This is a genomic window from Paraburkholderia fungorum (assembly GCF_046027605.1).
Lineage (GTDB): Bacteria > Pseudomonadota > Gammaproteobacteria > Burkholderiales > Burkholderiaceae > Paraburkholderia > Paraburkholderia fungorum_F.
In genome coordinates, this window is the sequence record NZ_JAQQEF010000031.1 from 72,800 (window position 1) to 92,884 (window position 20,085).

General features: G+C 61.0%; 16 protein-coding genes and 1 pseudogene. 11 read left to right on the forward strand and 6 right to left on the reverse strand.

Translation table 11 applies throughout. The annotated features are described in order from the left end of the window. Positions 1–35: 35 nt before the first annotated feature. From tnpC to PQR53_RS33480, 4 genes and pseudogenes are all read right to left on the reverse strand, one after another. Positions 36–1,344, reverse strand: a pseudogene (tnpC, locus tag PQR53_RS33465) (IS66 family transposase); the annotation flags it as partial. Between the two features lie 30 nt (positions 1,345–1,374). After that, positions 1,375–1,719 carry an IS66 family insertion sequence element accessory protein TnpB gene (gene tnpB / locus PQR53_RS33470; RefSeq protein WP_074294021.1) on the reverse strand — a complete coding sequence of 115 codons (345 nt, stop codon included), beginning with the start codon at positions 1,717–1,719 and terminating at the stop codon, positions 1,375–1,377. Beyond that, positions 1,716–2,150 carry an IS66-like element accessory protein TnpA gene (gene tnpA / locus PQR53_RS33475; RefSeq protein ID WP_408433722.1) on the reverse strand — a complete coding sequence of 145 codons (435 nt, stop codon included), beginning with the start codon at positions 2,148–2,150 and terminating at the stop codon, positions 1,716–1,718. The genes tnpB and tnpA overlap by 4 nt, the downstream gene beginning before the upstream one ends. Before the next feature lie 809 nt (positions 2,151–2,959). Continuing rightward, the gene (locus tag PQR53_RS33480; protein ID WP_408349392.1) at positions 2,960–3,595 is read right to left on the reverse strand and encodes an MEDS domain-containing protein; all 636 of its coding nucleotides are present in this window, start codon (positions 3,593–3,595) and stop codon (positions 2,960–2,962) included. Between the two features lie 165 nt (positions 3,596–3,760). On the opposite strand from PQR53_RS33480, the gene PQR53_RS33485 reads away from it, so the two are divergent. Both PQR53_RS33485 and PQR53_RS33490 read left to right on the forward strand, forming a co-directional pair. Continuing rightward, on the forward strand, positions 3,761–5,947 hold the full coding sequence (locus tag PQR53_RS33485; protein ID WP_408463928.1) for a GAF domain-containing sensor histidine kinase: 2,187 nt from the start codon (positions 3,761–3,763) through the stop codon (positions 5,945–5,947). 402 nt (positions 5,948–6,349) lie between these two features. After that, positions 6,350–6,889, forward strand: coding sequence for a cysteine hydrolase family protein (locus tag PQR53_RS33490; RefSeq protein ID WP_408463931.1), 540 nt, complete (start codon positions 6,350–6,352; stop codon positions 6,887–6,889). A 320-nt stretch (positions 6,890–7,209) separates the two neighbouring features. Here PQR53_RS33490 and PQR53_RS33495 read toward each other — a convergent pair whose 3' ends face one another. Beyond that, positions 7,210–11,373 (reverse strand): CheR family methyltransferase, encoded by a 4,164-nt coding sequence (locus PQR53_RS33495; RefSeq protein ID WP_408463934.1) that lies wholly within the window; start codon positions 11,371–11,373, stop codon positions 7,210–7,212. A gap of 656 nt (positions 11,374–12,029) precedes the next feature. Between PQR53_RS33495 and PQR53_RS33500 the strand changes: the two genes are divergently transcribed. Beyond that, positions 12,030–12,236 carry a DUF1488 domain-containing protein gene (locus tag PQR53_RS33500; RefSeq protein WP_408463937.1) on the forward strand — a complete coding sequence of 69 codons (207 nt, stop codon included), beginning with the start codon at positions 12,030–12,032 and terminating at the stop codon, positions 12,234–12,236. Positions 12,237–12,319: 83 nt separating this feature from the next. On the opposite strand, the gene PQR53_RS33505 is transcribed toward PQR53_RS33500, so the two are convergent. After that, a complete protein-coding gene (locus tag PQR53_RS33505) occupies positions 12,320–13,495 on the reverse strand; it encodes a tyrosine-type recombinase/integrase (RefSeq protein ID WP_408463940.1) in 1,176 nt (391 codons plus the stop codon). Positions 13,496–13,663: 168 nt separating this feature from the next. Between PQR53_RS33505 and PQR53_RS33510 the strand changes: the two genes are divergently transcribed. From PQR53_RS33510 to PQR53_RS33545, 8 genes are all read left to right on the forward strand, one after another. After that, a complete protein-coding gene (locus PQR53_RS33510; protein ID WP_408463943.1) occupies positions 13,664–14,698 on the forward strand; it encodes a DNA-binding protein in 1,035 nt (344 codons plus the stop codon). Beyond that, the gene (locus tag PQR53_RS33515) at positions 14,695–14,898 is read left to right on the forward strand and encodes a hypothetical protein (protein ID WP_408463946.1); all 204 of its coding nucleotides are present in this window, start codon (positions 14,695–14,697) and stop codon (positions 14,896–14,898) included. Before PQR53_RS33510 ends, PQR53_RS33515 begins: the two co-directional genes overlap by 4 nt. Before the next feature lie 186 nt (positions 14,899–15,084). After that, positions 15,085–15,363 carry an HU family DNA-binding protein gene (locus PQR53_RS33520; RefSeq protein ID WP_408463949.1) on the forward strand — a complete coding sequence of 93 codons (279 nt, stop codon included), beginning with the start codon at positions 15,085–15,087 and terminating at the stop codon, positions 15,361–15,363. Positions 15,364–15,380: 17 nt separating this feature from the next. Further along, the gene (locus PQR53_RS33525) at positions 15,381–16,406 is read left to right on the forward strand and encodes a PDDEXK nuclease domain-containing protein (protein WP_408463952.1); all 1,026 of its coding nucleotides are present in this window, start codon (positions 15,381–15,383) and stop codon (positions 16,404–16,406) included. 72 nt (positions 16,407–16,478) lie between these two features. Next, on the forward strand, positions 16,479–16,820 hold the full coding sequence (locus tag PQR53_RS33530) for a hypothetical protein (protein ID WP_408463955.1): 342 nt from the start codon (positions 16,479–16,481) through the stop codon (positions 16,818–16,820). Between the two features lie 21 nt (positions 16,821–16,841). Continuing rightward, positions 16,842–17,675 carry a hypothetical protein gene (locus tag PQR53_RS33535; RefSeq protein ID WP_408463958.1) on the forward strand — a complete coding sequence of 278 codons (834 nt, stop codon included), beginning with the start codon at positions 16,842–16,844 and terminating at the stop codon, positions 17,673–17,675. A 381-nt stretch (positions 17,676–18,056) separates the two neighbouring features. Then, complete coding sequence (locus tag PQR53_RS33540; RefSeq protein ID WP_031364746.1) at positions 18,057–18,332, forward strand: HU family DNA-binding protein; 276 nt, start codon at positions 18,057–18,059, stop codon at positions 18,330–18,332. Continuing rightward, a complete protein-coding gene (locus PQR53_RS33545) occupies positions 18,329–19,495 on the forward strand; it encodes a PDDEXK nuclease domain-containing protein (RefSeq protein WP_408463961.1) in 1,167 nt (388 codons plus the stop codon). Before PQR53_RS33540 ends, PQR53_RS33545 begins: the two co-directional genes overlap by 4 nt. Positions 19,496–20,085: the final 590 nt, after the last annotated feature.

The window sequence follows — 20,085 nt, forward strand, 5'->3', positions numbered from 1 at the left end:
GACAATGAGTAACTCCGCATAATTTGCAACTGCGCATTATTCCGACCCAGGCTTACACAACGCAGCGGTTTCCGCGATGTTATTGTCGATCTCGAGCGTGCCGTCTTCGCAATATAGCGTCAGGGGTCGGACTTCGACGACAACGTTTCGAGCTTGGCCTTGAGCCACGCTTCATAGATTTGAAGCAGTGGCCAGGCTTTCTCCTGCCGTATTCGTAGCCGTTCGGCCGCAGGCTTGCCGCGAATGGAGGCCTCGATGTCGTATAGCGCGCCAATGTATTCAAGTGCTTTTTGCGTCGTGTCGGACGGCGTGCGCACGTGGATGTCGTAGAACTTTCTCCTCGCGTGAGCATGACATGCCGCTTCCAGTACGGAGCCACCCAGGAACAGCTCATCGAAGCCCGCGTAAGCGTCCGCTTGCCGGGGTCCCCCTGAAGCCGGCGAGATGAGTCTGAGGGTGGATGCCCTGTCTGTTCGGCGAGTATGCGAACCATACCGCAGCGGGTTGCATCGACCCCGAGCGACGATCGTCGCGCACATAGACCCATAGCCGACCGGTGCGGGTCTTCCTGTTGCCCGGTGAGAGCACCGGGATCGGCGTGTCGTCGGCATGCAGCTTGGCGGCGGACACCGTATAGCGGCGCAGCGCCTCAATCAGCGGCGCGCACAACGCTTCGCATTGACCGACCCAGCGACCCATGCTGGCCCGGTCGAGCGTCACGCCGTCGCGCGCCGCGATCGCCGATTGCCGGTACAACGGCTGGTGGTCTGCGTATTTCGAAACGAGGATATCCGCCAGCAAGCTTGGATGGGCAATGCTCCGCTCGATCGGAAGGCCGGGCATCGGCGGCTGCCTGATGGTGCTGCAGCATGGGCAAACGAATTTGCGCCGGATCGTGCGAACGACTTTGAACGCCGCTGCGACCCGGGCGAGTTGCTCGGACACGTCCTCACCGAGCACCTGCATCTGTTGACCGCAGTCCGGGCAACTCGATTCGGGCTCGAGCACATGATCCTCACGCGCGAGGTGTGCAGCCAGTGCTTGCCTCGAAGCCGCTTCGTCCGTCGGTGCATTGGAGGAGGAAGCGTTTGCGTCTCGAGCTTGCGCACGCTCCACGTCTGCAACGCCGCGTCCGGCGGCCAGATCCTCGAGTTGGGTCTCGAGGGTCTCGATCTGCCGCTGCAACTGTTCGGACTTGCGGCCGAACTGCATGCGCCGAAGTTTGTCGATCTGCGCCTTAAGCTGCTCGATCTCGACATCGCGTTCAGCAAGCAGACTACTGGCCTCGACCAGCAAGGCCTTCAACAATTCGACATCGTCTGGAAGATCGGCGCCGTTCGACATACGCCGTAGTTTACGAGTCTGCGGCGCGGTTTACAACATCGATAACGCGGCGGTACGACGGGGCTGTCGCCAATCGATGCCCTCGAGAAGCATCGACAGTTGTGCTGAACTCAGATGGACCTTCCCGCCGTCGGCCTGGGGCCAGATAAAACGACCCCGCTCAAGCCGCTTCGCGAGAAGCCAGATTCCGTCCTCCGTTGCCCAGAGGATTTTTACGAGGTCGCCCCGGCGGCCCCGGAAGATGTAGACGTTGCCGCCCAGTGGATTCTCTTCAAGCGCCGTTTGTACCTTTGCGGCCAGCCCCTGGAACCCACATCGCATGTCGGTCACGCCCGCAGCGATCCAGATGCGGGTACCAACCGGCAGAGAGATCATGATCGCAGACTGCCCAGCACGGTCCGCAGCATGTCCGCGTCGACCAGGCCGTCTACCTTAATCACCGCACGGCCGATGCGGATCTCGATCGTGCCCCCACGCGACGCTGGCTTCATATCTGGCGCTTGCGGCCCCCCCGAAGAGGACGCAACGACCTGCGTCGGCGCGTCACACAGCAGTACGACGGGGAGCAGGCCGGTGGACGGAGCTTGCTGCTCGGCAAGATATCGCCGCCGCCAGGTGTACAACATGTTCGCGTTGATGCCATTCTCACGGGCCAGTCTCGCGACCGAGACGCCCGGCTCACACGCTGCTGCCGCCAGCCGGTCCCGAAGCTCCCGTGGGTAATTCGGACGGCCTGCTCGACTTCCATGCTTCTTCTCTGGAGATTCTGACAAAGTGGTGTCCATCAAATCGGAAATGATGGACATCACTTTGCTGTGTATCGCAGCAACCGCCTACGACGGTGGGGACGAGCCGCTTACTCTGCTCTCCCGGGTCTGTCGACATCTCACGAGTTTGATAATTGCGGCCTGCTGTATCGGACACAAAAATCCAGTCTTGTACAACGACCGCCCGTGAGTCGTTGTTTTGTCTTCGTGCAAGCTGCCGGACTTCAACTTTTGTACTTGCAGATCTGCCATTTAAAACACTCCTTGGCGTAGAGCGAAGCAAGTCTGTCACTACCCGGCATTGCGCCGGCGTGGAAAATCGCGTGGAGGTTGACATTTTAACGTCCCACTGAGCGGCGCTAAAGTGTCAATTCGCATATATGCGTATTAAATTTGTCAATTCGCCTCCTACACTTCGAATCCCCTCTTGAAAGCGTGGATTCACGGAATCGTCCCTTCCGCTGGTCAAGCCGATCGCGCTTGTGCGGCCACGAGGCGCGCATCGGTTCGAAGCATTCAGCTCCAAGCTGCAGCGCCGGACTGCGTTCTGTCGACGTTTCCTGCTTGAATTGTGGGTGCTGCTCTATTTGGTCGGGAGGCGGCCGCGTCCTCCTACCCCGAAACTTGGCGCAAATCGTGTATAAATACGGAGACCGCCAAAGCGACATCACCATCAATTCACGCCCGCACAGGACGATGGCAAACAGATAGAGATGGGTCCGCTCGCGTACCGTGGAGCTCTCGCTGCTGAACCTTCTGAACGGTGAGTATTAGCGACGTGTCCAGGAAGCCCCGGCAATATTCAACCGACCGGCTCCCGCCGGTCAAGTCGTAATCACTGGAACAATCTACGGCAAACGGCTCTGCAATTCACGCAGGAATTCATCGGGAGGCACAAAGAACGGATTTTCCTGGAGATTCCCACCAATGATCACCAGCGGGTGCGTACGAACCACATCCATGATCACACCGGCGCTAAATTTCGCGAGATCATAGACGCAGACAGTAATGTGATCGTACTTTGGCAGGAGGTAATTCAGCCGTGCTTCATACTCGATGAGGTCGGTGACGCCCGGCCGATCCTGCAGCGCCCACTCCATGCTCGCCCAGAGGCGAGCATGGGAGAAACCATCCACATTGCTGGCGGCATAGAGCCCGTCGATCAAGCTGAGCATGGCATCGGGATTGAAACGCCCACCACGCAGATAGGCTTCCTCCCACGAGCGAATCTCGATTTGACCACGCTGACGGAGCGCGACGGCGTCGATGCCTGACTGCTCCAGCCAACGAAGATGTTCTGCCCGATACTCAGGATCCAGAATGAAGATTGATCTTTCGTCCTGGTCCATCGTTTCCTTGATGAAGGGCAGTAAGACGCGATACTCTTCCGCGCGCGAGTTGAAGAATGCGCAGGCGTGACGCCTTTCCGTGAGCATTTTTCCGGCGAGATGCACACACGGATCCCTTTTCGTCGTATCAGTCACGTTTCTACTCCTACCGCAGTCCGGCCGGGCTTGTCACAGCGTTGTTCAGGTATGTTCTGCGTTTTTTACCCACCGAAACGGCCTACAGAAGAATCTACGAGAAATCCTTTTATACTCTACTCCAGGTACAGGCCTGATCCAAGATATGCGCGGGAGCGACAGACTGTGGCGCAAGACGTGAAGCAAGTGGGGGCAGATGTGCACGATGAGACATCACGGTTGCGAACTGCGCTCAGGGATCTGGTAGCCATTTCCACCGTCCCAGCTGCTTGGGTAGGCAGGGAACCGCAGGCGATCGCTGCAGAATTTGCGGACATACTCGTCCGGTCGTTGCGTCTTGATTTTGTTTTTGTCCGATTACTCGATCCTAGAGACAATGTCGCGATCGAAGTCACGCGAGGAAACGCATGGCCGGAGTTTCCCAAATGGCTGCAGCGCCACCTCACCGAGGGCGGCCGGTTTCCCCCTCGTAAAATCTTCTCGGACATTGGCGGAGATGCCCATGAGGGGCACGGTATCGTCATTCCCATCGGTGGTAATTCCGAGGGTGGTCTGGTTGTCGCGGCACGTTATCGCGCCGGTTTTCCCGACGACATCGATCAACTGCTGGTTTCCGTCGCGGCAAATCATGCCGCAACTGCGTGTCAGAACGCGCGCCTGATCGTTGAGCGGAGGCGCGCTGAGGAGGCGTTGCAGCAGGCCCGCGATGACCTTGAGATAAAGGTTGCGGAACGGACCGCGGAATTGAGTCGGACGTTCAAGGTCTCGCAAGCGCTCTCGGGCGAGATCGTGCAGGACAAGCTGCTCGACACGCTCATGCGCACAGCGATGGAGCAGGCGGGCGCGGATCGCGGCCTTCTGCTACTGGCGAGTGGCGAGGAACCAACGATCAAAGCGCAAGCGTCGATCAATGGCGACAGGGTCTTTGTGCAAGTGGGCGACGAGTCCGTGACAGCGACGATGCTGCCACAATCCATGCTTCACTACGTCTTGCGCACCCGGGAAAGCGTGATTCTTGATGACGCGGTGAATGACGGTTCGTTCGGCTCCGATCCCTACATCCAGCAATGTCGGGTCCGCTCCGCGCTGTGCCTGCCGCTGATCAACCGGGGCGAGCTGGTCGGGGTGCTCTACCTGGAGAACAATCTAGCCCCCCGCGTCTTCGCGCCAGCCCGCCTCGCGGTGCTGAGGCTATTGGCGTCGCAGGCGGCGATCGCGCTGGAGAATGCCCGTTTGTATCGCGATCTGGCCGAACGCGAAGCCAAAATCCGGCGTCTGGTCGACGCCAACATTGTGGGGATCTTCATCTTTGCTCTCGAAGGTCGGGTCATCGAGGCCAATGACGCATTTCTTCATATGGTGGGGTACGACCGTGAGGATCTCATCTCAGGCCGTATCCGCTGGACGGATCTGACGCCGCCGGAATGGCTCGACCGCGACACCCGACAATGGCTGCCGGAACTGATGAGGACCGGGATCCTGCCACCGTTCGAGAAAGAATATTTCCGCAAAGACGGCACCCGGGTGCCAGTCATGATCGGTGTGGCGAGCGTCGAAGAAGCCGGGCATCAAGGTGTTACGTTCGTGCTCGATCTGACTGAGCGCAAGCGAGCCGAGGAGGCTTTGCGCGACGCGCAGATGGAACTGGCGCACGCGAACCGCGTTGCCACCATGGGCCAGCTCATCGCCTCGATCGCCCATGAGGTCAACCAGCCCATCAGCGCGGCGGTCATCGGCGCCCAGGCCGCCCTGCGTTGGCTGGATGCAGAGCCGCCGGATTTGGAGGAAGTGCGGCAGGCGCTCGAACGCGTCGTCAAGGATGGCTATCGAGCGGGGGCCGTTCTCGGCCGGATTCGAGGTATCGTCAAGAAAGCGCCCTCCCGGATGGAAGGGGTGGACATCAATGAGGCAGTCCGCGAGGTGATCGAGCTTACCCGCGGGGAAGCAGTAAAGAATGGCATCGCAGTACAAACGGAGATCGCGAATGGCTTGCCGCTCATCGAGGGTGATCGGGTGCAACTGCAACAAGTGCTTCTTAACTTGATCATGAACGCGTTCGAGGCAATGAGCGACGTCAGCGACGGCACGCGAGAGGTGCTAATCAGCACCCGGAACGCCGGGACAGACGGCGTACTCGTCGCGGTGCGCGATTCGGGGCCGGGCTTGGCGCCGGCCGTAGCGGAACGCGTCTTTAGCCCCTTCTACACAACGAAGCCCACCGGCTTGGGGATTGGACTTTCGATTTGCCATTCGATCATCGAAGCGCATGGCGGACGAGTGTGGGTGAACGAAAATCTGCCGCGTGGCGTCACCTTTCAATTCACTGTGCCTGCCACGAATAGCACCTCCTGAAAAAGCACAGTCGGCGTCACCGATGCGACAAAAGCTGGATAGATCATTACCGCGAACGTCCGGTGTCGCAACCATTGCCGACGGGCGTGCGTTCCGTTCGATTGCCCGCAACGGGTCGATTTTGGGCAAGTGCATCGGTCAGTAGCGGCCTCGAAGCGGTCGTCCGTATTCGGCCGCTCGACCATCAGGTGTCTGAATGGTTTGGCCAATAGAATTGTTTGGCCACGACGGCATGACGGTCGCGGGCCCTAAAGCCTACCCACCGTGGGTGCTGTATATCATGCAGGTTATATCGGAGAGTCTATGCGTAACGTTCGAAGAGCACTGTGCGCGCTGCTGCTCGCTTTACCCTTTTGCGGTATGGCACAAGCCGACATCATCACGTCCTGGCAGTCAGTCCCGATGCCTCCGCCTCCAGAGTTGAAGACATTTACCGTTACCGATCCAGGTCATACCGCGCTATTGCTGCTCGATTTCGACACCAGTACCTGCAACAGCAAAGAGCGTCCTACCTGCGCGGCCTCACTGCCGTATGTCGCCAATCTGTTGAGCAAGTCGCGCGAGGCGAACCTGATGATCGTCTACAGTCTGACTAGCACGGGCACACTGGCGGCGGTGCCGCCGGTTATCGCGGCCAAAGGTGGCGAGACGGTCGTGCAATCGGGTGTGGACAAGTTTTTCAACACCGATCTCGAAACGGCTCTGAAGAACAAGGGCATTCAAACCGTGATCGTTACCGGCACGATGGCACACGGCGCAGTGTTGTACACCGCAAGCGAAGCGGCGGTGCGCGGCTTCAAGGTAGTGGTCCCGACTGATGGCATGTCGAGCAGAGACCCGTTCGGCGAACTCTCGGCCGCGTGGATTCTAGCCAATGCGCCGGCCGGCGTGAGCAAAAACGTTACGCTGACTCGCTCCAGCATGATCAAGTTTTCAGAGTAGGCGATTCTTCGTCTGCGAGATCTGTCAGCGCGATGCGGAGGAGTGCTGTGAGTTGCTCCTACGTCTCAAAGCCTGGCTCGAATATATATAAGGGCCACGGGTGGAGCGTGGCCAACTGCGTCAGTCCGTGCCCGGCCAAAGGGACGGTCGCGGGTCGCCGACGAATGACTGCTCGTGCGGTGACATCGGCCGTCCGCCTGCTCGCACGCGCCTGATGGGCTATTCGAGGTTTCCATCGACCCAGTCTATGAATGTACGGGTTCGGCAACCTGGCATTCGATGCCGTCGTATTGAAGTTATCGCAAGCGGCTCGGCCAGCTCTAGGCGTCGCCGCGAACCAACCGTGATTGCCCGATCGCAGCAAGTAACGAAGCCAGTGATACCGGTTTGCCGACATGAGCGTCGAAGCCGGCTTGCAGCGCTTCCGCCACGTCTTTTTCGCGTCCAAATCCGGTTAAGGCGATTGCTGGCGTGGCCGCCGTCTGGGATAACTTCCGGAGTTCCGCGATGAGTTCATAGCCGCTCATTCCCGGCATGCCGATATCCGACAGGATCAGATCAAATCTGGCTTCGGCTGCTGCGGCGAGCGCGGCCTTCCCGCTGAGTTCGGCACGGACTTTCGCGCCTTCCATTTCCAGCAGCGTACGAAAGGCGTCCAGTGCGTCGGCAGAATCGTCAACAAGCAGCACCCGCAAATCCTTCAGGACGCTCCCATCAACCTCAATGTGGGCATGTTCCGCAGGCAACGAGGTTGCGATTTCGGGCAGTCTCACGGAGAACGTTGCGCCCCGCCCGACGCCATCGGAATGCGCGTGGATCTGGCCGCCGTGCATTTCCACCAGTTGCTTGACCAGCGAGAGCCCGATGCCCAGACCGCTGTGCTCCCGGGCGGGACCGGTACGGCCCTGGCTGAACATATCAAAGACGCGGGGGAGAAAATCAGGTGCGATTCCCTGTCCTGTATCTTCAACCTGCACGCACACGAATCCGTCTTCAGGCAAAAGAGTCACGTCTACCCGGCCTCCCGCCGGGGTGAACTTCAGCGCGTTACGGATGATGTTCCAGAAAATCTGTTCCAGACGGACTGGGTCAGCCTGTATCTGAACAGGGCTGTCCATGCCTGAAACGGATAGGGCAACGCCGCTGGCGGCCGCGTCAGACGCGCTCGCGTCGACCACCGTGCGCACGATTGCCGAAACATCGACGGATACCAGATGCAGCGCGAGTTTGCCGGTCCGCGCCCGGGACAGGTCAAGCAGATCGTCAATGATTTTTGCCTGGCCGACCACGGCCCGGAGAATCACATCGGTTGCATCCCGAACCAGCGGGATGTCCTGAAGTTCCGGTGCGCGCGTCAGCATCTCCGCCTTCACGTGTATGAGGTTCAGCGGGTTCTTGAGTTCATGCGACAGCACCGCAAAGAATTCATCCTTTTGCCGGTTCGCCGAGACGGCGCGTGTGCGGACCCGTCGCTCGAGTTCGAGCCGATCGGCCTGGCGGCTTTCGGCGCTTTTCCGATCCGTGAGATCGCGCGCGATTTTCGCGTAGCCTCTGAAGCCTTCCGTGTCGATCGCGGTCACCACGCCACTGCAATAGATCCGCCTGCCATCCTTGCGCACATGCCACCGTTCATCCTCGGCACGGCCTGCACTACTGGCCTTCTGTCTCTCAGCCAGCGGCACGCCCTGTTCCCGGTCCGCCTCCGCAAAGATCAGATCGATTGGCTTTCCGATAGCTTCCACCTCTTCATAGCCGAACACGCTCTGCGCGCCCCTGTTCCAGCTCACTATCACGCCATCCAGGTCCTGCACGATGATCGCGTAGTCGTCTGTAGTGAGCGCGGCAAACTTCAACCGCTCTTCGCTGGCTCGCGCCACATCTTCCGCGCGTCGTCGCGCTGTGATATCGATCAGGGTCAGCACCGCGCCCTCGATGCGGTCATCGAGGGTCCGGTACGGCAGCAGTCGCACAATGAACGACTCTCCATCGTTCGTGCTGACTTCCCGTTCCGTCAGCCTGAGCGTCTCGAATGCAGCGGCCGCATCCTGTGCCAGTTCCGGATAGTTCAGGCGATGCCGGAGGTCCAGCAACGGCCGGCCAATATCAGTCTCGATCAGGTTGAAGATATTCACTGCAGGCGCGGTAAAGCGCTTGATCCGCATGGCCCGATCCACGAAGATCGTCGCGATGCCGCTCGAAACAATTAGATTCTGAAGGTCGTCGTTTGCCCTCGCTTCGTCTTCGACCTTCGTCTGGAGCTCGGCATTCACGGTGACCAGTTCCTCATTGACCGACTGAAGCTCTTCCTTGCTGGTTTCGAGTTCTTCCGTTGCCGAGCGCATTTCCTCATTGATTGCCTGCAATTCCTCGTTCGATGCTTTCAGTTCCTGGGTCGACAGGTTCGATTGGTCGACGTTGGATTGCAGAAGTTCTTTCGTTCGGATCAGCTCGGTTTCGAGGTGGGATACGACCCGGTCCTGACCAGGGTTGCAAGCCGGATCGGCTGAGCCCACCATTTCCGCTTCGTGAAATTCGTCGAAGAAGATGGCGACCACGTCGCCGCCGGCTGCCTCGTCGTGGAACGGATGGACAGAGAGACTGACATAGGACAAGGTGTCGCCCCGCGAGAACCGGACCCGTTTGACCTCGACACTTTTGCCATGCTGTAGCGCCTGATAGAGCGCCGTTCTCAGTTCGAGGCGCAGATCAGGATTCACGACGGTGAGCAGATTGTGCGATGGCTCGCCGCCGACGTAACGCAGAAAGCGTCCGACCTGTTCGGACATGTGCAGGATTTCAGCGTCCCGGTCGACGAGGATGCTCGGCGGCGAGAAGTGTTCGATCACCCGCTGATGCAACGGCGCAAACGAAAAGCTTGGCGGCCTGGGTAACGGCCGCGCGACGTCGACGTGGGATGCGTGCGGCATTTTCCCGCCTGACGTTAGTTGGGGCGTGACTCGCGTTCGGCGCGGGGCAGGTTTCGCGCGGTAAATGCGGTTTTTCTTGTCGATGGGCGCAAACAGGTCCTGCGCTATCTCCGCTGACTCGGAGCTCCCAAGGAAAAGGTATCCGCCAGGGCGCAAGGCGAAATGGAACGTCTGCAGGACCTGCCGCTGAACATCGCGGTCAAGATAGATGAGCAGGTTGCGGCATGTCACGAGGTCAAGCTGCGAAAATGGCGGGTCACGCAGGATGTTGTGCGCGGCAAAGAGGACCTTTTCCCTGAGCGGCTTGCTAACAACGTAAAACCCTCGGGCGTGAGTGAAAAACTGCCGCAGCCGCGAGGGCGGCACATCCGTCAGGATGGACTCGAGATAGCGGCCGGATCGCGCAGACTCGATGGCACGTTCGTCGATGTCGGTGGCGAATATCTGAATGCCGGGCTGGTGATTCTCTTCGGCCAGCCGTTCGCACAACAGCATGGCGAGCGAGTAGGCCTCTTCGCCCGTCGAGCACCCGACAACCCAGGCGCGAACCTGCTCTTCGTCGTTTCTGGCTTCAAAGATCCTGGGTACGATCTCCCGTTCCAGTGCTTCGAATGCTTCGCGATCCCGGAAGAAATTCGTTACGCCAATCAGCATGTCCCGCAGCAACGCGCCGTTTTCGTCGTGATGTCGTTCGAGAAACAGCAGGTACGAAGGCAGATCAGGAAGCGCATTGACCTGCAGGCGACGTTCGATGCGCCGCAACACGGTTGCGCGCTTGTAGTGACGGAAGTCATGCCCGGTGTGAATCCGCAGTGCCTTGAGGATCTCCTGTAACGCATTTTCGGACGTCGCTACAGCGTTTTCACTCGGCGGGGCCGCAGCGATCGGGGGCTCCCCTTCAACCGCCGGTAGCTGGATCACCTGTGCATTGCTCCACAGTTCGATCAGTTTTTGCGGAAGATCGACGACCGGCAGCGACATGTCTATCAGCCCGGTCGCGATTGCGTTTTGCGGCATCTCGCCGTACTCGGCGTCGTCCGGGCTTTGAGCCAGCGTGACGCCGCCACACTCCTTGATCCGGCCGATTCCGGCCGTCCCGTCACTGCCCGTGCCGGAGAGGATCACGCTTACGGCCCGAGCACCATGTGCGTTCGCAAGGCTTCGGAAGAACCGGTCGATGGCCACCGGCCTGCCCGACGGGCGCTCAGCCGGCGTCACCCGGAGATAGCCATCAAACATGGACAGGTCATTGGACGGTGAGATCAGATAGACACTGTTTTTCTCGATGTGCGTCGGCTCGCGAACCTGCATGACGGGCATCGAGGTTACCCGCTGCAGCACCTGGTCAGCACGACTTTCGTACTTCGGGGAAAGATGCAACACAATGACGAATGCCATGCCACTGTCTGCGGGCATTTGTTCGAAGAGACGAAGAAGGGCCTGGATGCCGCCCGCGGAAGCGCCGATGCCTACCACGGGAAACGCTGGTGAAGTGGAGGGCGTAGCCGTAGCGCCGGATTGTCCGTGGCTCGGGTCTGAGGATGTTGTAGTGGTCATGAGCAGCGCTGAAGGGTCCGGGGATAGCGGGCCCGGTTTGCCGTGACGACGGCATCGATCGTTCAGCCTACACCGGCCTGCATGGACAGGGAAGCAGAAGCCGCGCCTGGATTCAGTGGTCGGGTGTAAGGGCGCAAGTGTTGCCGGAATTTTTGCCGCGCCAGGCGCAATCGGTAATAAGTGGGATTGGATGCGGATGCGAAATGCTTGAATCGCTCTGCCCATTTTTTGATGAGCCGACCAAGGTCCGCGCTTTTGGCGATCGGGATTAGAACACCGCTTCATACGGTAGACGTCAACTATGTGTTAGCGAGCAGACAGTCAGCGATATGCTGGGAATGACTCAGTTGGGTCGCCTGCGGCCAATTGCGCAACGCTAGCGCAATGCCAGATGGCTCCTCGAACTCCTTGACGTTCGCCTCCCGTGAAGCCTCACCTTGGAGGTCCGTGCCGATTACAAACATGCAACTAATTGTCTGGTACCTCTGCATCTTTGTTAACCGCAAACCCCGTCTCCAATGGGGCAGGCAGAACCTACACCACCAGTTGTCCAGGCGGACTGTACCTTCTGCGCGCGCCTGTTCTTCGTTCTGTAAAATTGAAGACAGGCGACAGGGAAGTTAAAAGTCCGCAGCTGAATTCTGGAGGTAGAAATCATGGACGTTATTGACCTAATGCCAGATGTCGCGGCGGGCCGGTATGAAATTTCGTTTCGCCTGAGCAGGCACCGCAGCGAGGTCACCGGTGCGATTACGCGAGAGGCGCTCGAAGCGCAATTCTGGCTGCCCAAAGATGCTGACGAGGTCCGCATCCTCAAGGCATTTGCGGACGAACGGCGCCGCATTATCGCGGTCGCCGGATGAAAAGCCCGCCTGCGACCGGGTGAACCGGTCAGGCTCACGGCCGAGGATTTCCAGATCAGGCGGTAGGACCTGGCTGCCGTCTGTCACCAGTCAATACGGTGTTTCTCGTCGGTCTCGCGGTGCCGGCGATCGTCGTCGACGTGAAGATACTGACTGGTCGTCGTCAGTGACGCATGCCCGAGGTTATCGCGCACGAGTCGCAGATCGACTTGCTGGTCTGCCATGTGGGACCCTGCGCTGTGACGCAGCCAGTGTGCCGATGCCTGCTCGAGGCGGTCCGCGCGCGGCGCATGGTCTCCACCACGCGCGCGCAGGGATTGCGCCGCACCGCTAAAAACATCCTTCACGATCCGGTGCAACGCTGCGCGCGTGAGCGGCTTGAGCGACTGGCCAACCGGCAGCACGAGCGGCGTGTCCTCGCCCGGTGAGGGCAGGGCTGGCAGTCCGCGTGCCCGCCGGTAGGTGCCAAGTTCCGTCATCATTTCCGCGGTGGCGGGCACCAGCCGCTCCTTGCCACCTTTGCCCATCACGTCGAGCCACCAGCGATCCGTGCCGTTTTCGTCACTACGACGGAAAAACCGTCCCATCGTGTTCGTGCCGACCTCCGTGATCCGCAGACCGCCCAGATAGAGCAGGGTAAAGAGCCAGCGCACGCGTGTGTGGTGTTCGCGGTCGCGACCGGTCTGCACTGGCATGCCCTGAATGTAGGTCTTGACCTCGCGCCACAGCTCGGGCGACAGATACCGGACGATGCGCGGCCTGGCCCGTCGGGCGCGCTGACGCGACAGCGACAGCGGATTGCCAGCCAGATAACCGGCCTGCACGAGCCACGCAAACATGACGTTGAGGATCACCATGGCCTGGCGCTGGCTCGCTCCGGACAGCGGGCCGTAGAACGGCCGCCAGCGTGGGTCGTTGCGGGGATGCTTGCGCCCGCCATCAGCGGTCCACCGCGCGGCGGGCTGGGGATCGCCGAGAAAGTGCTGGTAGACGAGCAGGTCCTCGTGCGTGAGCGAGGAGAGCGGTTTGCCGGTCTGCAGCACCGACCACAGCAGTAGTCGTTCGGCTTCCTTGCGGTAGTTGTCAAACGTGGTTTTCGTGTCGGCAAAGCGGGCGAGCCACGCGCGAAGCGCGTCGAGATCGGTGTCGGCGGCGACCTGCATGCGTCCGTTTGCGCGATTCGTGCCATGACGGCCGTCAAGGTCGGGGGACAGCTCTAGCGCATCGAGCGGGCGCGGGGCAGGCAGGGCGGTTGTCATGGTCGGGAGGGGCGGCGGTCCGGGTTGCTGGCGTGGACGTAATTATGCGACCAACAGGTTATAAAAAATCAACATTATAGCATTAATGTCAAAATTCAAGGAACGGGGCGTTATAAATTAATCGGTTTACGTAGTAATATTAAAGACAATCGACCGGTGAAAATCCTCATGATTGACGTCCTGTCCCCCGACGCGGCGCTGGCCGCCGAGATCGAGCGCCTGAAGGCGGCGTTTCCGAAGACCCGCGAGCTCTATCGCGAGGTGTGCGCGCTGATGTTTTTCCGCTATGGCATCACGCCGACCGCCAACCGGCTATATCAGCTCGTCCGGCGCGGCAGCATGGGCACGCCGACCGCCGTGCTCGGCGAGTTCTGGGCCGAGCTGCGGGAAAAAAGCCGGGTGCGCATCGAGCATCCCGACCTGCCCGCCGATCTCGGTGCGGCCGCGGGCGAACTGGTGGCCACCCTGTGGACGCGTGCCACCGCGTCAGCGGACGCCGCGCTCGGCGCGCTGCGCGACGAGGTCGAGGCGCAGCGTATCGAGGCGCAGCAGGCGGTCATCGCCGCGCGGGACGAACTGGGTCGCGCCGAGACGGCGCTCGAGCAGCGCACCGCCGCGCTGCTGGCCGCGCAGGTCGAGATACGGGATCTCGACCGGGCCCAGGCCGAAGGCCACGCGCAGCGACAGGCGCTGGCGGCGGAACTCGCGCGGGTCCAGGCGGCGCTGGCCGCGCGCGAGCGCGAACTGGCGGAGGCAAGGGAGGGTTTTTCGCGCGATCTGGCGAAGCAGAGGGAAGCGGCTGAGCGCGCAGAGGAGCGGCTCAGGGGGTCCGAAAAGCGCGCCCTGCTCGAGATCGACCGCGAGCGCAGTACCGCAACGAAGCTGCAGAAGGAGCTGGACGAAGCCACGCGTCGCGCGGACCGGAAGGACGCCGACCATCGCCGTGCATCTGAAGCCATGCAGGCGCAGCTGGGCGACGCGCGTCATCAGGCGGGCGTGCTGCAGGGACACCTCGATGCAATCCGGGCGGCCAACAGCGCGTACGCGCAGGAACTCGAGATCCTGCGGCGCCAGCCGCTCACTGCGCCCGCTTCACGCCCGGAAACCGGGGCGCACCGGAGTTCGCCGCACTCAAAAGGCACAGTCCGGAAGGCCGGGTCAGCCGCCCGCAAGCGACGTGCGTCGAAGGGCTCGGCGACATGAAGAAGGCGCCTGGAAGGCGCAGGCCAGTGGTCTGCCCGCCGATCGGTGTGTTGATGCAATATGGCGACAGGACGGTGCGGGTCGTCGCCGAGGCGAGCGGCCAGCGCGCCATCATCGAGTCGGTCGGCGACGACGGGAGGATTTTTCGCAGTAACGTGAAATGGACGAACCTGCTGGCCCTGACCGGGCAGCTGTTCTGAAACGCGACACGCCAGGCGTCTGCGCGAGTCGGGTAATTGTCTCCGCGACGCGGAGAGTTTTGCTGGCCAGATCCTGCGCGGCCTTACGGCGACGGGTTTGCCGGGATGTGGGGCGTCCTGTAAGGTGTCAGGCTGGGCCACCCAGGTGGGGCGATTGACGTGCGCTCTTCGACAGAAAGGAAAATCATGAACAAACAGGAACTCGTTGATACGGTTGCGACAGCAACCGGCAACAGCAAGGTGGCCGTGGCGGCCACCGTCGATGCGATCATCGGCGCAGTGACGGGCGCAGTCGCGAACGGCGAAGCGGTGCAACTGATCGGGTTCGGTACGTTTGCCACCGGTGCGCGCGCGGCCCGGGTTGGCCGTAACCCCGCCGCCGGAGCTGAAATGCAGATCGCTGCGGCAGAGACGGTCAAATTCGCGGCGGGCAAGGCATTCAAGGAAGCGGTGAACGCCGGGTGACTGGGGACATGAGTGGCATGACGAACACAGAGCCAGCTGGGGCGGACTACGCTGCCTGGCTGAACGACCTGAAGGCGCGGGTGTTGAGCGCACGGCAACGTGCGGCGCTGGCTGTCAGTCGGGAACTGGTGTTGCTTTACTGGCAGATTGGCCGGGATATCGCGCAGCGGCAGCAGGCTCAGGGGTGGGGCGCAAAGGTGATCGATCGCCTTGCTCGCGATTTGCGCTCAGCATTTCCCGACATGCGCGGCTTTTCCCCGCGCAATCTCAAATACATGCGCGCATTCGCGCAGGCGTGGCCGGACGGGGAATTTGTGCAGCAGGCTGCTGCACAATTGCCGTGGTTCCATCTGTGCACGCTGCTCGACAAACTGACCACCCGGGAAGAGCGTGAATGGTACGCAGCGAAGGCGGTCGAGCACGGCTGGTCGCGCAACGTGCTCGTCATGCAGATCGAAACCCGGGTGCGCGAACGCCAGGGCAACGCGGTGACGAATTTCCCCGAACGCCTGCCGTCGCCGCAGTCCGATCTTGCGCGGGACAGCCTGAAGGACCCGTATATCTTCGATTTCCTCGGCCTTGGCGAGGATGCGCAGGAACGGGATCTGGAACACGCCCTGACCCGACACATCACGAGATTCCTGCTTGAGCTCGGTGCCGGGTTTGCGTTCGTCGGCCGGCAGTACCGGCTCGAAGTTGGCGGCGACGAGTTCTTTGTCGATCTTCTGTTCTACCATCTGAAGCTGCGCTGCTACGTGGTCGTCGAACTGAAGGCAACGCCGTTCAGGCCGGAATACGCGGGGCAGCTGAACTTCTACCTGTCGGCGATCGATGCGCAACTGAAGGCGCCCAACGATCAACCGACCATCGGGCTGCTGCTGTGCAAGGAACAGAACAGGCTGGTCGCCGAATACGCGCTTCGTGGTATTGCCAAGCCGATGGGCGTGGCTGAATACCAGCTTTTGCGCGAGATTCCCCAGCCACTGGCGACTGAGTTGCCGTCGATCGAAGAGATCGAGGCCGAATTGCGCGACGAGGACTAACGCTGCTATTGCGTGCCGTTTGGCGATGCCCCTCCGAAAGGGGCAAGCAGTATCTGAAGCCTGGAGCAATCGTTGTACCCCAGATGTGCGGCCAATGTGCTGCCGCTACTTTTACTTCTGCAACGCTGCTACTTTTGCTTCATCACACGACTGCTGGCCCGGCATGAGCCGTGCGCAGCTGGCGCGCGTGCCCGCCGGCATGCGCTTCATCCGTCGCTGCGCGCCCTGGTGGACAGCTGCGGCGCCAGTGCGCCGGGTGAAACCGGTCACTTCAGTCTGACCGTGACGGTCGACGGTGCGGTGGTGCGACTCGTGGCCCATCTGCGCCGGATCACGAAACGCCGGCACCCGGCGCGTCCGGTGAAGGCGTCGAAGCCGCCGGCGCGCGATCCGCGGCAGGGCGATCTTTTCTGACGGGCCCCGAGGAGCTGAAAAATGGGCCGACCCCGGATTGAATGGAACGATGTACAGCTGCTCGCCATCATGAATGGCATCGCGGCGATCGACCGGGATTTTCCGCGCGACAACGCGCGCTTCCTGGATGGACTGATCGCGGAGGTCCGGGCGGTTACAGGCCGCGTGTTTGGCGCCACCACCTACAGCCGGCTGCTGCGCAATGTCGCGCCGCAGGTCGGCGTCCAGCGCCATCCGAGTGCGCCGACGGTCCAGCAGGCGATCCTGCGCGCGCAGGCGCTCGCGCCGATGTCGCAGCCGGGCAGCGTGGACAGCCGGCCGGTCGATCTCGAGCTGATGCGACAGGCGCTGGCTCCCGTGGTGCGTGAGGCGCTCGCGCCGCTGTACGCGTCACAGCGCGAGCGGGGGGACGGGCATGCGGACGGCGGCGCACCGGATCGTGGTGATGTGAACGCGATGGCGCAGCAGCCACTGCTGCAGGCGGCGCTGGAAGATGCCCATGCGCGGATCCGGCGGCTTGAGCAGGATAATGCGCAGCTGCACCGCGAACTCGGCGAAGCCCATGCGGCACGGGATCTGGCCGGTGAACACGTGAACCGGCTGCTCGGCGAGCTGCACGCGTCGATCGAACGCGCCGGCGTGGGCGCAACAACCCTCGCGCGGACGGCCGAACAACTGGTGGGTACCGAGCGTTTCCTCAAGATGCAGAACGACGCCGTGCGGCTGCAGGCGAGCGGCGAGGCGGACGCGCTGCGCGCGCAGAACGGCCAGTTGCGCGAGCGGATTGACCACCTGCTTCTCGAGGTCGATCAGTACCGGCGCACCCTGTCGACCCGACCGACCGGGAGCCGCTGAGCACTTGGTACGCCGCCCATCGGGCTGGCGCGCGGGTTCCTGCCGGGGCAGCCCAGCGTTTGCGTCATGGCCGGTTCGTGATTACTCCAGTTATCAGATGTGGCGATTTTGATTCGAGCATGCGACGGGGCGGGTTTGCGGCTGGGACGGCGCGCGAAGGGTAGGGCGGCAGGGCTCTCCGCGGAATCGGAACGTGCTGGGGCGAAGCGGGCCAGCGGCGACTTGATCGCGGGCAAGGACATGCCCGGTCGACGTTTGTGATGACTCGCAAGTGCGCGTCGCGGGAGGTCTGTGGTTTGCGTCGGAGCGCCCCGGTGCGGTAGGGTGTGGTTTGTATGGGCTGGCGCAGGGTTGGCCCTTCAACACGAGCTCTGGACACACATGAACAAGCAGGAACTTATCGACGCAATCAGCTCGACCACGGGCGCCAGCAAGGCGGCGACCGGCGCCACGCTCGACGCCATCCTACACGCGGTGACAGAGACGGTGACCCAGGGCGAAGTGGTCCAGCTGATCGGGTTCGGCACCTTTGCGACCGGCGCGCGCGCCGCACGCACTGGACGGAACCCCGCCACCGGCGCGGAAATCCAGATCGCGGCGGCGAAGACGGTCAAGTTTTCTGCGGGCAAGGCATTCAAGGACGCGGTGAACGCGTGAAGTCGAGCCCCGTCACCGCGCCGGCGGGTTACGCTCAATTGCATGGCGAGATTGCCGGCGTGGTCGACTCTATCCGCCTGGCTGCTGCCCGCAGTGTCAACGCGTTGATGACCGCGGCCTATTGGGAGGTCGGCCGGCGTATCGTCGAATTTGAACAGGGCGGTGAAGGCCGGGCCGGCTATGGTGAAGCGCTGATCAAGCGGTTGGGCGAGGACCTGTCCCGGCGGTTCGGGCGCGGTTTCGGCTGGCGTAACCTGTCACAGATGCGGGCGTTTTACCTCACCTGGCCGGCCGAGCAAATTTTGCAGACACTGTCTGCAAAATCACCGCCATCTACAATTCTCCCGACACCGTCTGCAATTTCTCTGGTGAACGAGAGATCCGCGCCCCGTGAACGCTCTTTTCTTAGTCTGGCTACTTTAGCGCAGGCTTTCCCGTTGCCGTGGTCGGCTTATGTGCGCCTGCTGTCACTCAAGAACGCCAGCGCCCGCAGCTTCTACGAAGCTGAAGCGCTGCGCGGCGGATGGTCAGTGCGTGAATTGGACCGCCAGATCGGCAGCCAATTCTACGAGCGCATCGCGCTCTCGCACAACAAGGCGGAGATGTTTCAAAAGGCCGAGAAGTCACGACTCGAAGAGACGCTCACGCCTGAGCAGGCCATCAAGGATCCTTTCGTCCTGGAGTTTCTCGACCTCAAGGACGAATATTCCGAGTCCGAGTTGGAAGACGGTCTTATCCGCCATCTGACTGACTTCCTGCTTGAGCTGGGTGACGATTTCGCCTTTCTCGGTCGGCAGCGCCGGTTACGGATCGACGACACCTGGTTCAGGGTCGATCTGCTGTTTTTTCACCGAAGTCTTCGGTGCCTCGTCGTGATTGACCTGAAGGTGGGGCGGTTCAGCTACGCGGATGCCGGACAGATGCACCTCTATTTGAATTACGCGCGTGAGCATTGGATGAAGCCAGGCGAAAACCCGCCGGTGGGTCTGATTCTATGCGCGGAGAAGGGCGCAGCTGAAGCGCATTACGCACTGGACAACTTGCCGAACAAAATTCTGGCCGCGGAATATCAGACCGTGCTACCGGACGAAAAATTGATCGCACTGGAACTGGAGCGGACCCGTGCTGAGCTTGATCGACGCGACGTTGTCTCGCGTAAATGAATATCTCCAATGGGAGTCCGCGTTTCCCCCAGCCTCACTCGATAATTTACGGCCGGCCGATCAGTATTTGGTTTTCGCAGTTTGCCTCGTTGTGATCCGGCTCACAAGTCAACCACGTCCTTCCGCATGACATGTTTGTTAGCTAGGTTTCATTTTTTGTTATCTATAACGAATATTCAATGCGCAAGGTGAGCGTCTTATCAGTAGAGCGCGTCCGCCCGAGGACAGCTACCTGCTCAAGCGTACGCTTCTCGTGCGAGGTGGATGATTGGAGGAGCACCTCTCCCCGCCCAACATATTCGTATTCGTTTGGGGCAACGCGAAAAGGTCAGCAAACAAATCATTCGACAGAGGATCATTCGTGAACCTCTGATTGCGCATCCTGATGGTTTCAAGATCGAGCTCTTCTTCGTCAACATCGCAGGCTACTGCCCCGAACGTCCTGTCCAGCATGTTGCATCCTTCCCATGCAACCCTTCATCAAGGAGTCGAGCCAGCCGGTGAAGGAGTCCGGTTTTCGGGTGACCGCCCTAGGCTCGACGGGATGTATTTTCTCAGAATTTATCCCGCACACCGCCCAAACCCATGGC